The sequence below is a fragment of the Streptococcus sp. CL6.22 genome, from assembly GCF_049738055.1.
GTDB lineage: Bacteria > Bacillota > Bacilli > Lactobacillales > Streptococcaceae > Streptococcus > Streptococcus mitis_DJ.
Window position 1 is genome coordinate 48,987 of sequence record NZ_JBKOTV010000016.1, and the last position, 15,988, is coordinate 64,974.

Here is a 15,988-nt window from a genome sequence, read left to right on the forward strand (position 1 = left end):
AAATAGGAAAACGAGGCACCTCCAGTGGAGGTTCTTACCCCGAGCATGGAAACAGGTAAGCGAGGAAGGTCCGGGGAATCTTTTTAGCTTATTACCTTGAAATTCAAAAGCAAAGTAAATTTAAATTGAGGTTGTGCAGAGAACCATCTATCAGAAAGCGAGGTAGCGTAATGAAAGCAATCGGTACGCAAATATTACAGACAGAACGTTTGATCTTGAGAAGATTTGTGGAGAGTGATGCGGAAGCCATGTTTCAAAATTGGGCTTCATCTGCTGAGAATCTGACCTATGTCACCTGGGATCCTCATCCTGATGTTGAAGTGACTCGGAACTCGATTCGAAATTGGGTTGCATCCTATACCAATCCCAATTATTACAAATGGGCCATTTGTCTCAAAGAAGATCCTGAGCATGTGATAGGAGATATCAGTATCGTTGAGATGAATGAGCCTGATTCAAGTTGTGAAATTGGGTATGTTTTAGGAAAAAACTATTGGGGCCGTGGTATGATGACGGAGGCCTTGAAAGCTGTCTTAGACTTTTGTTTTACTCAAGCAGGTTTTCAAAAGGTCAGAGCTCGTTACGCCAGTCTTAACCCAGCTTCAGGCAGTGTGATGGAGAAGGCTGGAATGTCCTATCTAAAAACTATTGCCAATGGTGTGGAGAGGAAAGACTACGTTGCGGACCTTATTTATTACCAGATAAGTAGGGAAGACAGGTGATTTCTTTTCTGTTTCTATCAAAGTCAGACCTTGTCTGGCTTTTTTTGTGGCAGATTTCTGAATAAACTGATTAAATTCCTATTTTTCCCTATCATTGTCCCTGTTTTTTCTGGAGTTTAGAGGCTATAATAGTCCTATCAAATCAAAGAATGGAGGAAGGCAATGGATAATATTATCTTTTTTATCAGTGTTTTTCTTGCTGGAATTCTCTCCTTCTTTTCTCCTTGTATCTTACCCTTGTTACCGGTCTATGCAGGGGTCTTGTTGGATGATAAAGATGGTGCTCAGGCTTCTAGCGGCAAATTTTCAATCTCAATTGTTAGTTTATTGCGAACTCTGGCCTTTATAGCGGGTATTTCTTTTATCTTTATCTTACTGGGATATGGTGCTGGTTTTTTAGGAGACCTTTTGTATGCTTCTTGGTTTCAGTATGTGACGGGTGCGGTTATCATTCTCTTGGGCTTGCACCAGATGGAAGTCTTACATTTTCAGGGACTCTACAAGGAAAGAAGGCTACAACTAAAGAGACAGGAGCAAAAGGGTAAGGGCTATAGTCAGGCATTTTTACTGGGCTTGACCTTTAGTTTTGCTTGGACGCCTTGTGTAGGACCGGTTCTTGGTTCTGTTTTGGCCTTGGCGGCTTCAGGTGGCTCAGGTGCTTGGCAGGGAGCTGGTCTCATGTTGGTGTACACGTTAGGTTTGGCTCTACCATTCTTGGTTCTAACCCTAGCCTCCAGCTATGTTTTGAAACATTTCCGAAAACTCCATCCTTATCTCGGAACTCTCAAAAAAGTGGGTGGTTTCCTCATAATCGTAATGGGAATTTTGGTGCTTTTGGGAAATGCGTCTATTTTGACAAGATTATTTGAATAGAGAGGAAGAAGAAATGAAAAAATGGCAAACATGTCTCCTTGGAGTAGGCTCAATCTGTTGCTTGGCAGCCTGTTCGGCTAAAAATATGTCAGATGAATCTACTATGAAGGAGCAAACAAAAACAGAACAAGTTAGTGCGCAAACTGCGACTAAAGGTCAGGCGGTTGCTGATTTCGAACTGACGGGAGTAGATGGCAAGACATACCGCTTGTCTGATTACAAGGGCAAGAAAGTCTATCTCAAATTCTGGGCTTCTTGGTGTTCCATCTGTCTAGCTAGTCTTCCAGATACGGATGAAATTGCTAAGGATGCTGGTGATAATTATGTTGTCTTGACAGTAGTGTCACCTGGACACAAGGGGGAACAAGCAGAAGCAGACTTTAAGAACTGGTACAAGGGCTTGGATTATAAAAATTTTCCAGTTCTAATTGACCCGTCGGGCAAACTTTTGGAAAGCTATGGTGTTCGTTCTTACCCAACTCAAGCTTTTATAGATAAGGAAGGAAAGCTGCTCAAAACGCAACCAGGTTTTATGGATAAGGATATGATTTTAAAGACATTGAAAGAAATGGGGTAGAGAAAGGTCATGAATGATAAAGTAAAATTGTTTGTCTTGGCAGGAATCTTTTTCCTAGCCATAAGCGGTTTCTATTTTCTATTGATGCGAAATGCAGGGCAGACAGATAGCTCGCAAATTGAGAAAGCAGCAGTTAGCCAAGGAGGAAAAACAGTGAAAAAAACAGAAGTGAGTAAAGATGCAGACTTGCACGAAATTTATCTGGCTGGGGGATGTTTCTGGGGAGTTGAGGAATATTTCTCACGCGTTCCCGGTGTGACAGATGCCGTATCAGGCTATGCAAATGGTAGAGGGGAAACAACCAAGTACGAATTGATTAACCAAACAGGACATGCAGAGACTGTCCATGTTACTTATGATGCCAAACAAATTTCCCTAAAAGAAATCCTACTTCATTACTTCCGCATTATCAATCCAACCAGCAAAAATAAACAAGGAAATGATGTGGGGACCCAGTACCGTACCGGTGTTTATTACACAGATGACAAGGATTTAGAGGTGATTAACCAAGTTTTTGATGAGGTGGCTAAGAAATACGATCAACCTCTAGCAGTTGAAAAGGAGAACTTGAAAAATTTTGTAGTGGCTGAGGATTACCACCAAGACTATCTCAAGAAAAATCCAAATGGCTACTGCCATATCAATGTCAATCAGGCAGCCTATCCCGTCATTGATGCCAGCAAATATCCCAAACCAAGTGATGAGGAATTGAAAAAGACTTTGTCACCTGAGGAGTATGCAGTTACCCAGAAAAATCAAACAGAACGAGCTTTTTCAAACCGCTACTGGGATAAATTTGAATCTGGTATCTATGTGGATGTGGCAACTGGCGAACCTCTCTTTTCATCAAAGGATAAGTTTGAGTCTGGTTGTGGATGGCCTAGTTTTACCCAACCAATCAGTCCAGATGTTGCTACTTACAAAGAAGATAAGTCTTACAATATGACACGCATGGAAGTGCGAAGCCGAGTTGGAGATTCTCACCTTGGCCATGTCTTTACAGATGGGCCTCAGGACAAGGGTGGCTTGCGCTACTGTATTAATAGTCTCTCTATCCGCTTTATTCCCAAAGATCAAATGGAAGAAAAAGGCTACGCTTATTTACTAGATTATGTTGATTAAGAGGGATTTCCTAAGCAGTTAGAGGAGAATTTTGCTATACTGATACTAGTAAGTGACAAAGGAGAGAAGCATGACCTACACAATCTTAATCGTAGAAGATGAATATCTGGTAAGACAAGGCTTGACTAAACTGGTCAATGTAGCAGCCTACGATATGGAAATCATCGGTCAAGCTGAAAATGGAAGACAGGCTTGGGAATTGATACAAAAGCAGGTTCCAGATATCATTTTAACCGATATCAACATGCCTCAGCTAAATGGGATCCAGTTGGCCAGTCTGGTCCGAGAAACCTATCCTCAGGTGCATTTAGTCTTTTTAACAGGCTACGATGATTTTGATTATGCCTTGTCTGCTGTCAAACTAGGTGTGGATGATTACCTACTCAAGCCCTTTTCTCGTCAGGATATCGAGGAAATGCTGGGGAAAATCAAGCAAAAGTTGGATAAGGAAGAGAAAGAAGAGCAGTTACAAGATTTATTGACTGATAAGTTTGAGGGAAATATGGCCCAGAAAATCCAGTCCCATCTGGCTGATAGCCAATTTAGTTTGAAGAGTTTGGCCAGTGACTTGGGTTTTAGCCCGACTTATCTGAGTTCTTTGATTAAGAAAGAGTTAGGCCTGCCTTTTCAGGATTATCTGGTGAGAGAACGTGTCAAACAAGCCAAGCTTTTGCTTCTGACAACGGATTTAAAGATTTATGAGATCGCAGAGAAAGTTGGTTTTGAAGATATGAACTATTTTACACAACGCTTTAAGCAGATTGCGGGTGTGACCCCTCGTCAGTTTAAGAAGGGGGAAGGTCGATGAAACGTTCTTCTCTCCTAGTCAGAATGGTTATTTCCATCTTTCTGGTCTTTCTCATTCTCCTAGCTCTGGTTGGGACTTTCTACTATCAATCTAGTTCATCAGCCATTGAGGCTAGCATTGAGGGCAATAGCCAGACGACTATCAGCCAAACTAGCCACTTTATCCAGTCTTATATCAAAAAATTAGAAACCACCTCGACTAGTTTGACCCAGCAGGCAGATGTCCTAACCTATGCTGAGAATCCCAGTCAAGAAAAGGTCAAGGGAATTCGAGATTTGTTTTTGACCATTTTAAAGTCAGACCAGGACTTGAAAGCTGTTGTGCTGGTAACCAAATCTGGTCAGGTCATTTCTACGGATGATAGTGTGCAGATGAAAACTTCCTCAGATATGATGACTGAGGATTGGTACCAAAAGGCTATTCATCAGGGAGCTAAACCAGTTTTAACTCCAGCTCGTAAATCAGATAGCCAGTGGGTCATTTCTGTCACTCAAGAACTTCTTGATGCAAAGGGAGCCAATCTAGGTGTACTTCGTTTGGATATTTCCTATGAAACTCTGGAAGCCTATCTCAACCAACTCCAGTTGGGTCAGCAGGGCTTTGCTTTTATCATCAATGAAAACCATGAATTTGTTTATCATCCTCAACATACAGTTTATAGTTCGTCTAGCGAAATGGAGGCCATGAAACCCTATATTAAGACAGGGCAGGGTTACACTCCAGACCACCAATCCTATGTCAGTCAAGAAAAGATTGCTGGAACTGATTGGACGGTGCTTGGCGTGTCTTCGTTGGAGAAGTTAGACCAGGTTCGGAGTCAACTCATGTGGACCTTGCTTGGAGCCAGTTTCACATCTCTTCTTGCCTGTCTCTGCTTGGTGTGGTTTAGTCTTAAACGCTGGATTGCTCCTTTGAAGGATTTGAGAGAAACTATGCTGGAAATTGCTTCTGGTAATCAGAATCTTCGTGCCAAAGAAGCGGGTGCTTATGAATTGAGAGAGGTGACTCGCCAGTTCAATGCCATGTTGGATCAGGTTGATCAGCTGATGGTAGCTATTCGCAGGCAGGAAGAAACGACCCGTCAGTACCAACTTCAAGCTCTATCAAGCCAGATTAACCCCCATTTCCTCTATAACACCTTGGACACCATCATCTGGATGGCTGAATTTCAAGATAGTCAGAGAGTGGTGCAAGTGACCAAGTCCTTGGCGACTTATTTCCGCTTGGCGCTCAATCAGGGTAAAGATTTGATTTGCCTGTCTGATGAAATTAATCATGTCCGCCAGTATCTATTTATCCAGAAACAACGCTATGGCGATAAGCTGGAATACGAAATTAATGAAAATCCTGCCTTTGATAATCTAGTCTTGCCCAAGCTAGTGCTACAACCTCTTGTAGAGAATGCTCTTTACCATGGCATTAAGGAAAAGGAAGGCCAGGGACATATTAGAGTTTCTGTTCAGAAACAGGATTCGGGATTGGTCATCCGCATTGAGGATGATGGGATTGGTTTCCAAGATGCTAGCGATAGTAGTCAAAGTCAACTCAAACGTGGGGGAGTTGGTCTTCAAAATGTTGATCAACGGCTCAAACTTCATTTTGGAGAACATTACCAAATGAAGATTGATTCTATTCCCTCAAAAGGTACGACAGTTGAAATATACATAAATAGAATAGAAACTAGTTAACTCCCAGTCAATTCTGGGAGTTTTATGCGTAATTGGGCAAGCTTTCTAGGTTGTCTATCTTGCTAAAACGTAGAAAAAACGATATGATAGATAATGACAAAAGAGGTATCAAGTATGAAGGAAAAAGACATTCAAAGAGAAACTAGCCAGATTGTAAAAGATGTATTAGAAAAGGCCAATTTGAAGCAAGGATCCATCTTTGTTTTGGGCCTTTCTTCTAGTGAAGTGATAGGTGGTCAGATTGGCAAGGAATCCAGCCAAGAAATTGGCGAAATCATTGTGAAGACCATCCTAGATATCCTAGAGGAAAAAGGAATTCATCTAGCTGTTCAAGGTTGTGAACATGTCAATCGGGCCCTCGTCGTTGAACGTCAGGTGGCAGAGCAGTTTGGTCTGGAAATCGTCAGTGTCCTTCCTACTCTCCATGCAGGAGGTTCAGGTCAGTTGGCAGCCTTCAAGTTTATGCAAGATCCAGTTGAGGTTGAATTTATCAAGGCTCATGCTGGATTGGATATCGGAGACACTGCAATTGGCATGCATGTCAAGCATGTTCAGGTTCCGATTCGCCCTCTTTTGAGAGAAATTGGGCATGCCCATGTAACGGCTCTTGCTAGCCGTCCAAAATTAATTGGAGGTGCGCGTGCGCATTATCCACAAGATTCTATCAGAAAGTCGTGAGAATGAAAAAAACAAAACAACAACTAGAAAAAATCACCAAATATTCGATTCGTAAGCTAACTGTTGGGGTAGGTCCTGTAGCAATCGGGGCCTTCCTTTTTGGTGCTAGTACTCTTTCAGTAGATAAGGTTCAAGCCAATGAAGTTGGTGGAGCTCATAGCGTTCATTACCGTTATTTGGCGGAGCAGGAATTGACCGAGTCTGAAAAAGCCCTGATTCATCATGAGGTTCCAACAGAATTTCAAGATGAAGATATTCTCTATGTAGTTTATCGCAAGAAGGCAACTACCAGTCAACAACTTCCTTACACAGGAAGTAAGGAACTAGCTTTGGCAGGTCTTGGCTTGGCAACTGCTTCTCTAGCAGTCTTTTTGGTGTCCAAAAAAGGTCGCAAAGAGGTTCTAGGTGTTCTCTTGATTGGTTCTTTAGGAGCCAGTACCTTTGTACCTTATGGGACATTCGCATTTGAAAATAAAGAATTGCTTTCCTATAACCAAACTATTTCGGCCTCTACACATGAAGGTTTGGCTGAAGGGATTATCCACATTGATGGTTATGAATACATCGGATACTTCAAGGAAGCAGAACTCCATCCATCAAGACCAGCTTCAGCTGAGAAGCCTCAGTTGCCAGTAGAAAAGCAAAGTGCAAATGAAATCGAGAAAACAGAAGTAGTTCAAGAAACACCTGCTGTTGCTCCGGAAACTGTCGTTGAAAAACCTGTAGTAGAAACTCCAGTTGCTCCTGCGGTTGAAGAAAAACCAGTTTCTGAGAAACCTCAGACAAGACAGGAAGAGAGCTTGGTGGAGATTCCTTTTGAAACGGTCACAAGCCCAGATGCTAATTTAGCAGAAGGACAGACTCGTATCGTCGCAGCTGGAGTAAATGGTCAGCGTCGCCTTGTAAGCAAAGTTTCGATGGTCAACGGTCAAGAAGTTAGAGAAGTCATCCAAGACCAAGTAGTCCAAAATCCTGTGTCGCAAGTCATTGCAGTCGGAACGAAGAAAGAGGTGCAACCTGCCCCAACTCCAGTACCACAAGCTGAATCAACGCATCAAGTAGCAAAAGGAACTCAAGAGGAAGGCAAAGAAGGCCAAGTCTTAACACAACCAACCTTACCAGATGCTCCAGTTGAAACGAAGGGTACCCAAGAAGAAGGCAAAGCAGGTCAAGCTCTAACACAACCAGAACTTCCAGAGGCTCCAGTAGAAGCAAAAGGTACGCAAGAAGAAGGTAAGGCAGGCCAAGCCTTAACGCAACCCGAAATGCCAGAAGCTCCAGTAGAAGTAAAAGGCACACAAGAGGAAGGCAAAGCAGGTCAAGCTCTTGTACAAGAACAGTTACCAGAGTACAAAGTAACTGAGGGAACCCTTGTTGAAACATCGACTACAGACCTAGACTACAAAACTGAAACGACTGATGATCCAACCAAGTATACGGACGAAGAAACTGTCGTAAGAAATGGAGAAAAAGGTAGTCAAGTTACTAAAACAACTTATAAAACAGTAGAAGGTGTTAAAACTGACCAAGTTCTTTCAACTAGCACAGAAGTTGCCAAGGAGCCTGTAAACCAACAGGTAAGTCGTGGGATAAAACCAATTGAAGGAACTCTTGTAGAAGAAAGTCTTGAAAAGATTCCATTTAAGGAAGTTGTTAAAGAAGATGACCAACTGAAAAAAGGCTTAGAAGTTGTAGCTCAAGAAGGAAAAGAAGGCCAGAAAAAAATCACCAAGACCTTTAATACCATTAAGGGAGTTAAAACAGAGGACGCTCCAAAAGTTACAGAGGAAATCCTTGAGGCACCTCAAGACAAAATTTTGAAACGTGGTACCAAGAGCTTTGAAAAACCAGTATTGACCATCACAGCAGTTGAGCCTAAGGATTTGAAACGGACTTCAGATGTTAAGTATAGTCTAGAAAATCCAAGTAAGGCAGCCATTAAATCTATTACCTTAACTCTGAAAAAAGGTGATGAGATTGTCAAAACCTTGAATGTTTCACCAGATGACTTGACAACTACCCTGACAGATTTACAGTACTACAAGGATTATAAACTTGAAACGAAGATGGTTTATGACCGTGGTGAGGGTGATGAGGAAGAGGTTCTGAAGGAAGAACCGCTAAGAATTGACCTCAAAAAAGTTGAAATCAAAAACATCAAAGAAACAAGCTTGATGAGTGTGGACGCTGATGGTAATGAAACAGATACTAGTTTATTGACAGCAAAACCAGCTGATGTTGCTCCACTTTATTTACGAGTGACCACTCATGACAATAAAATAACAAGACTGGCTGTTGACAAGATTGAAGAAGTAGAAAAAGACGGAAAAACTTTATACAAAGTTACTGCCAAAGCACCTGATTTGATTCAACGGAATGCTGACAACACACTGAACGAAGAGTATGTTCATTACTTTGAAAAACAAAAAACACACGAAGGTGATGTATATTATAGCTTTGACGACCTTGTAAAAGCTATTCAAAAAGACCCGACTGGTACATTTAAGCTTGGTAGCAATATCAATGCTGCTAACGTTAAACCAGCAGGAAAATCTTATGTTACTAATGCTTTCAAAGGAACATTGACAAGCACTGACGGTAATAAATTTACCATTAGCAATATGAACAGACCTTTATTCGGTGATATTGTCGGTGGTACTGTTAAAGATTTACTACTTGAAAATGTAAATATCGACATGCCAGGGACTGATAGGATTGCACCGCTAGCGAATGTTATCAAAAATAATGCGACTGTAGAGAACATTAAAGTAACAGGTAACGTTGTTGGTAATAATGATGTATCTGGTGTTATCAATAAAATTGATGGTAGTGGAAAATTAAGTAACGTTGCATTTATCGGTAAAGTACACGCTGCTGGAAATCGAGGTGGTTACTTAACAGGTATCGTCGGTGAAAACTGGAAAGGTATTGTAGAAAAAGCTTATGTTGATGCTGAAATCACAGGTAACAAAGCTAAAGCTGCCGGAATTGTATATTCATCTCAAAACGGTGGCAACAACAATACTTTAGGTAAAGAAGGTACTCTTCGAAACTCTGTAGCAAAAGGCTCTATTGAACTCAAAGAAGCCGTTATGTCTGGTGGACTGCTAGGGACTAACTGGGCACTAGGGGCTATAGAAGATAACATCACTATGATGAAAGTTAAGACTGGTGAAATGGTCTTTGGTCATTCTGATATTGATGCTGATGATTACTTTACATACTCTAGAACGAAGCGCAACTACAGTGTTGAGGGTGTAAGTGAAGGTAAAACAACTTATACTAATTCTAAAAAAATTCCTAGCATAACTAAAGAAAAAGCTGATGAATTAATTGCTAAAATGGGAATCACTGCTGATAAATTCGAAAGCACACTTCCTATTGAAGATAAACTGAACAATATTGTAAGTAAAGCTGATCAATACAAAAACATCGATGACTACAATGCTTCTCGTGAGCTTGCTTACCGTAACATCGAAAAACTTCAGCCATTCTATAACAAAGAATGGATTGTCAACCAAGGGAACAAGCTTGCAGAAGGTTCAAACTTGTTAACTAAAGAAGTATTGTCTGTAACTGCAATGAAAGGAAATGACTTTGTCACAGACCTTACAGATGCTGACCATATTATGGTTCACTACGCAGATAAGACAAAAGAAATCTTTACAATTTCACCGAAAGAATCTAAAGTGAAACAAGTGAAAGAATACAGCGTGGCTGAATTGGGTGAAGTCGTTTATACACCAAACATGGTTGTTAAAGATCGTACAGATTTAATCAGCGCTATCGAAAGCAAGTTAAGTCCAGTAGAATTACAATCTGATCCGATTTACCAACACTTGGGTAGAACTGGTGGCAACAAAGTCAATGCAATTAAGGATTTGTACTTAGAAGAAAGCTTCAAGTACGTTAAAGATAATCTTAATAAATTCGTTACGAAGTTAGTTCAAAATGAAGATCACCAGCTTAACACTGATGAAGCTGCGAAACGTGCCTTGATTAAGAAAATCGATGACAATAAGGCCGCAGTCCTTCTTGGTTTGTCTTACCTCAACCGATACTACGGAGTTAAATTCGATGACTTTAATATTAAAGAATTAATGCTATTCAAACCTGACTTCTACGGTAAGAATGTTGGTGTGTTAGACTTCTTGATTAAGGTTGGTTCTAAAGAAAGTAACATTAAAGGTGATAGAACTTTAGAAGCTTATCGCGAAACGATCGGTGGAGTTATCGGTATAGGCGAGTTAAACAGTTTCTTAGACTATAATATGCGTCTATTCACAAGTGATACAGACTTAAATGATTGGTTCATAAAAGCAACTAAAGATAATGTATATGTCGTTGAACCAAAAACAACAACTCCTGAATTTGCTGATAAGAAACACAGAGCATACGAAGGATTAAACAACGATGTTCACGGTAAGATGATTCTGCCACTTCTGAATTTAAAAGATGCACATATGTTCTTAATCTCAACATATAACACTATGGCTTACAGTTCCTTTGAAAAATATGGTAAGAATACTGCAGAAGAACGCGAAGCATTCAAAGCTGAAATCAATAAAGTCGCTAAAGGTCAACAAAATTACCTAGACTTCTGGTCTCGTTTATCATTAGATAAAGTTCGTAATCAACTGCTTAAGAGCAACAACATGGTACCAACTCCTGTGTTAGATAACCAAAACTATAAAGGAATCAGTACAGATAAATACGGGCATACGAATAGTGGTAAAGATGTAGCACCTATCCGTGAATTATACGGACCAACAGGTCGTTATCATGCTACTGACTGGCGTATGGGAGCTGTAGCTCGTATTTATGGTAATCCTTATAAGGATGATTCAGTCTTCTTTATGGTTACTGATATGATTAGTGACTTTGGTATCTCAGCCTTCACTCACGAAACGACTCACGTAAATGACCGTATGGTTTATTTAGGTGGTTCAAGACACCGTGAAGGTACTGACCTAGAAGCGTTCGCACAAGGTATGTTGCAATCGCCTGCTGAAACAAGTCCAAACGGTGACTTTAAAGCACTAGGACTGAACATGGCATACGAACGTCCAAACGATGGAAACCAATGGTATAACACAAATCCAAATGACCTTACTTCTCGCGCTGAAATCGATCATTACATGAAAGGTTTCAATGATACGCTTATGCTTCTTGATTACCTTGAAGGAGAAGCTGTAATTGATAAAGGCAGTAAAGAACTAAACAACGCTTGGTTCAAGAAAGTAGATAAGAAACTTCGTGGAGCTAATACGAAGAACCAATACGACAACGTTAGAGATTTAAATGCAGAAGAAAAAGAATATAATTTAACATCTGTTAACGACTTAGTAGAGAAAAACTTCATGACTAAGCACGGTCCTGGCAATGGTCAGTATGACCCAACTGGATTTGGCTCTGCCTATGTAACTGTACCAATTACCGCTGGTATCTACGGAGGTAACACAAGTGAAGGAGCTCCAGGAGCAATGTCATTCAAACATAACACCTTCCGTATGTGGGGTTACTTTGGATATGAAAAAGGCTTCCTAAATTATGCTTCTAACATGCTGAAAAATGAGTCTAAACAAGCAGGTCATGCTACTCTAGGAGATGACTTCATCATTAAGAAAGTTTCTGATGGTAAATTTAATACTCTAGAAGATTGGAAGAAAGAATACTTCAAAGAAGTTGTTGATAAAGCGAAAGCAGGATTTAACCCAGTTACAATTGACGGCACTACATATAGTAGTTACGATGACTTGAAGAATGCATTTGCTGCAGCTGTTGATAAAGATAAAGCTACTCTTAAAAATGGCTCAGTTAAATTTGATAATACCGTATCACTTAAAGAGAAAATCTTCAAGAAACTTCTTCAACAAACAAATAGCTTTAAAACTTCAATCTTTAAATAATTTTGTTAGTCCTGAAGGGACTGACTTAATCTCAAAAAGGAGAGGCAAGTATGTCTTCTCCTTTTTATTTATGTAGTGATTGACTGTTCATTTACAAGCATAATTATTGAATATATTTATAACTAAAATACTAGAAAATAGATTTTCAAAAAGTAAATGAAATGTCAGGCAGGGCTTTGTTTTATGGATTCTGTTCTAGTTCAAACAACTTGCAAAAATAGCTTAAAAATTATAAAATTAAATATAAAGTAATTTGTAAATACGCATAAAGTTTAATATGATATAATGTGTATACAGATAAGAGAAAAGGAAATATTATAAATGAAGAACAAGCTTTCTGATAAGTCCCTTGAGAATCAGAGAAAAGAAAAAATCATGCGTTTCTCCATTCGTAAATATAGTTTTGGTGCAGCGAGTGTAGCGGTTGCTGCCTTTTTAATGTTTTTAGGAAATGGAGCAGTTGCAGCTGATCAATTGAAAGTAACTGAAGAGTCTTCTAGTAAAGTAGAGTTGGCTCAATCAGGTGGGGAGAAGGCTGAAAATCAGAGTGAGTCCGAAATCAGTGAGCCAAAAATTAGTAAACCAGAATTAGATAAAAGCCAACTTGCAAATTATATTGGTGAAATTGAAGGTAAGATTTCAAGTGGAGCCTACGCTAATAAGACAGAGGAAAGTGTAGCGAGTCTAGCTGCTGAATTGGCTAATGCCAAAGCAACTTTAGCGAACGCAAGCAGTCAAGAAGAATTGACGAGTGCCTATCAAAAACTGGTTGCTACAGTTAACTCAAAATTACGAAATAAGCTGGTTGAGAAAAAAGAAATTGTTTCAACAGATACAACTGAAGGTAAAGAAACAGTTGGTATCAAAGCTGATAATACTGAGAAACCATCAGAATCAAATGCGATTGAAAATACTGGTGCCAATGATCCACGTAATGGGAGTGAAATTGAAAAGGATACAACATTCCGTGCAGCTGTGAATCAAGATCCTAAGGTAGACTTTACATTCTCCATACCAGATGAGAAGAAAATCTATATCTATAACGAAGAGCATTTCTCATTAGAAATTCCTGTTTATTCTGAAACTGGAAAGATTCGTTATGCAACGATTAAGAAAGGATCTAGACAAAGATTCCCTAATGTTGCAGGTACAGATAATGACTTGGATGTTGAATTTGGATTTACTGCTAGGGTAATAAATCGTGCTGAAACGGCAGGGGTAACATCGGAGGCGAGTCAAGCAAATCCTGCGAAAATCGTTATTACAGGTCGTCCAAACGATATACTGAAAAAACACAGAGATTATACAAAACAAGAAAACCAAACACTTAACGTGGGTACTCGTTATATTCAGGTGGTTGATGATCAAGGTAGAGAGAATCTTAAAAAAGGTGATAGTATTGCAGACCCAGGGTATTTCTACTTAGTATTAAAAGCTCAATCTAAGAAATATTCATTAAGATCTCAACCTACAGATGAAAAGATTTCTGTAACTAGTTTGACAAATCCTACAGCAGAAGATTTAAAGAAAATCAAAGATAGTATTCAATTAGAATATTCAACAACAAACGAAGATGCACGATTTGCTGATAAACGTGGAACTTTAGTTGAACATCCTGAGGATGTTATCCAATCTGTTAATATCGTTGGGAATAATATCGTTGTGACATTTACAGATGGTTCTACGAAGACAAAACCGGTAGGGGAAATTGTACAAAAAAATATTCCGCCGGTTGTTAATCTACCGTATTCAAACGAAGCGAACAGAAATATTTATATCTATTCTGGAGAAGAGACAGACCTAACATTTACTGCAACGGATGAGTCTAAGATTAAGGACCTAAAACTTCGTGGCCCTGGTGACATTAACTATAATAATGCAACTAGTTTTGGTTTAGCAGTAGGGAATATTGTTGATAGCGCAGTAACAAGCGGAGCGGGTTCTGTTTCTGAAGATAAGAAGACAGCAACCATTAAAATGACTGGAACAACGAATTTAACTGCTGGGAAAAAATGGACAAGTGTTATCGTTGCAAAAGATGACAACAATGGAGAAAGTGCACCTTTTAACGGAAGAATTAATGCAACTACTAATCCTGCAGAACGTCAAAAAATTGAAGGTTATGTTGAATTTGTTGTAAAAAATCAAACTACTAAATATGATATTAAGACTCCAGAAGGAACAGTTAGTGTAGTAGATCCAGCGAATGTTACGGCTGACGAATTTGAAAAAATTAAAGAAAAAGTAAAAATCGAATACTCTCAAACTAACGATGATGCTAATTTTACTAGCAAGAGAGGACAAGCTGTAGACAATCAGGCGACAAGAATTTCTACGATTACAAAAGATGCTAATGGAAATCTTGTTGTGACCTATAAAGATGGTTCAACTGATACAAAACCTTTATCAGAATTCACAAGTTTAAATAAACAACCTGCAATTGATGCGGTTAACAAGGCTGCTGAAGATAAAATTGCAGAGATTAATGCTAATACAAACGCAACTGCAGAAGAAAAAGCAGCTGCAATCGAAAAAGTTAATGCCGATAAGGCGAAAGCTTTAACAGCAATTAATGATAACTCGGTAACGACAAAAGCAGCATTAGATAATGCCAAAACATCTGGGACAACAGCGATTAGCAATGATAATCCTGTAGTAACGAAGAAAAATACGGCAAAAGCAGCTATTGACTCAGCTTTAAGAGCGAAAGAAGCAGCCATCGATGCGAATGACGACTTAACGACAGAAGAGAAGAACGCAGCAAAAGCAGATGCACAGGCAAAAGCGAATGCAGCAAAAACAGCAATCGATAATGCAACAACAAACGTAGCAGTGGACTCAGCCCAAACGGCAGGAACAACAAGTGTAAGTTCAGTAATGCCAACAGCGGTAGCGAAACCAGCGGCTAAGAAAGCAATCGAAGACGCGCTGAAAGCGAAAGTAGCACAACTTGATGCAAGAAATGATTTAACAACTGAAGAAAAAGAAGCAGCAAAAGCAGATGCACAAGCAAGAGCAACAGCGGCTAAAAATAATATTGATACTGCAACAACAAACTCAACAGTAGATAATGCGAAAACTACAGGCGTTGCTGATGTAGAAAGCGTTAATCCGCAAGCAAGCCAAAAGAAAACTGACGCAAAAAATGCAGTTGATGAAGCGTTAAAAGCAAAAGAAGCAGAGATTGATGCCAATAACGATTTGACTGCTGAAGAAAAATCCAAAGCTAAGGAAGACGCAAAATCCAAAGCAGATGTAGCAAAGCAAGCCATCGACAACGCGACAACAAACGATGCAGTAACTCAAGCTAAAAACGCTGGGGCAATATCAGTAGATTCGGTGACTCCAACGCCGGTAGCCAAACCAGCAGCGAAGCAAGCCATCGATGACGCATTAAAAGCTAAGAATGACGCAATTGATGCCAACAACGATTTGACAGACGAAGAAAAAGCAAAAGCTAAGGAAGACGCGAAAGCGAAAGCAGACGCGGCGAAGCAAGCAATCGACAACGCGACAACAAACGATGCGGTAGAACAAGCTAAAAATGACGGAGCGACAAGTATATCTTCAGTAACTCCAACACCAACAGCTAAACCGGCTGCAAAACAAGC

The 15,988-nt window shown here is 39.8% G+C and carries 9 protein-coding genes; all 9 read left to right on the forward strand.

Annotated elements, in window-relative coordinates:
* The first annotated feature begins 170 nt into the window (after positions 1–170).
* The gene (locus ACLNCW_RS08795; RefSeq protein ID WP_261096263.1) at positions 171–722 is read left to right on the forward strand and encodes a GNAT family N-acetyltransferase; all 552 of its coding nucleotides are present in this window, start codon (positions 171–173) and stop codon (positions 720–722) included.
* Between the two features lie 162 nt (positions 723–884).
* Positions 885–1,595, forward strand: coding sequence for a thiol-disulfide oxidoreductase-associated membrane protein CcdA2 (ccdA2, locus tag ACLNCW_RS08800; RefSeq protein ID WP_261096262.1), 711 nt, complete (start codon positions 885–887; stop codon positions 1,593–1,595).
* A 13-nt stretch (positions 1,596–1,608) separates the two neighbouring features.
* On the forward strand, positions 1,609–2,172 hold the full coding sequence (locus ACLNCW_RS08805) for a redoxin family protein (RefSeq protein WP_424846068.1): 564 nt from the start codon (positions 1,609–1,611) through the stop codon (positions 2,170–2,172).
* Between the two features lie 9 nt (positions 2,173–2,181).
* Entirely contained in the window at positions 2,182–3,294 is a 1,113-nt protein-coding gene (gene msrB / locus ACLNCW_RS08810) for a peptide-methionine (R)-S-oxide reductase MsrB (RefSeq protein WP_173225406.1), read from the forward strand.
* Positions 3,295–3,364: 70 nt separating this feature from the next.
* Positions 3,365–4,102, forward strand: a complete 738-nt coding sequence (locus ACLNCW_RS08815) for a response regulator transcription factor (protein ID WP_004261873.1) — start codon at positions 3,365–3,367, stop codon at positions 4,100–4,102.
* The gene (locus ACLNCW_RS08820; RefSeq protein WP_203213089.1) at positions 4,099–5,790 is read left to right on the forward strand and encodes a cache domain-containing sensor histidine kinase; all 1,692 of its coding nucleotides are present in this window, start codon (positions 4,099–4,101) and stop codon (positions 5,788–5,790) included. The genes ACLNCW_RS08815 and ACLNCW_RS08820 overlap by 4 nt, the downstream gene beginning before the upstream one ends.
* Before the next feature lie 114 nt (positions 5,791–5,904).
* Positions 5,905–6,468: a TIGR01440 family protein gene (locus ACLNCW_RS08825; RefSeq protein ID WP_000659517.1), complete on the forward strand. Its 564-nt coding sequence runs from the start codon at positions 5,905–5,907 to the stop codon at positions 6,466–6,468.
* A 2-nt stretch (positions 6,469–6,470) separates the two neighbouring features.
* A complete protein-coding gene (locus ACLNCW_RS08830; RefSeq protein WP_424846072.1) occupies positions 6,471–12,377 on the forward strand; it encodes a ZmpA/ZmpB/ZmpC family metallo-endopeptidase in 5,907 nt (1,968 codons plus the stop codon).
* A gap of 321 nt (positions 12,378–12,698) precedes the next feature.
* Positions 12,699–15,988, forward strand: a 3,290-nt coding sequence (locus ACLNCW_RS08835) for a DUF1542 domain-containing protein (protein ID WP_424846074.1), incomplete at its 3' end; no start/stop codon positions are given.

Coding starts and splice junctions, on each gene's coding strand:
- ccdA2 (WP_261096262.1), top strand. CDS start 885: ATGGATAATATTATCTTTTTTATCAGTGTTTTTCTTGCTGGAATTCTC.
- ACLNCW_RS08820 (WP_203213089.1), top strand. CDS start 4,099: ATGAAACGTTCTTCTCTCCTAGTCAGAATGGTTATTTCCATCTTTCTG.
- msrB (WP_173225406.1), top strand. CDS start 2,182: ATGAATGATAAAGTAAAATTGTTTGTCTTGGCAGGAATCTTTTTCCTA.
- ACLNCW_RS08825 (WP_000659517.1), top strand. CDS start 5,905: ATGAAGGAAAAAGACATTCAAAGAGAAACTAGCCAGATTGTAAAAGAT.
- ACLNCW_RS08805 (WP_424846068.1), top strand. CDS start 1,609: ATGAAAAAATGGCAAACATGTCTCCTTGGAGTAGGCTCAATCTGTTGC.
- ACLNCW_RS08830 (WP_424846072.1), top strand. CDS start 6,471: ATGAAAAAAACAAAACAACAACTAGAAAAAATCACCAAATATTCGATT.
- ACLNCW_RS08815 (WP_004261873.1), top strand. CDS start 3,365: ATGACCTACACAATCTTAATCGTAGAAGATGAATATCTGGTAAGACAA.
- ACLNCW_RS08795 (WP_261096263.1), top strand. CDS start 171: ATGAAAGCAATCGGTACGCAAATATTACAGACAGAACGTTTGATCTTG.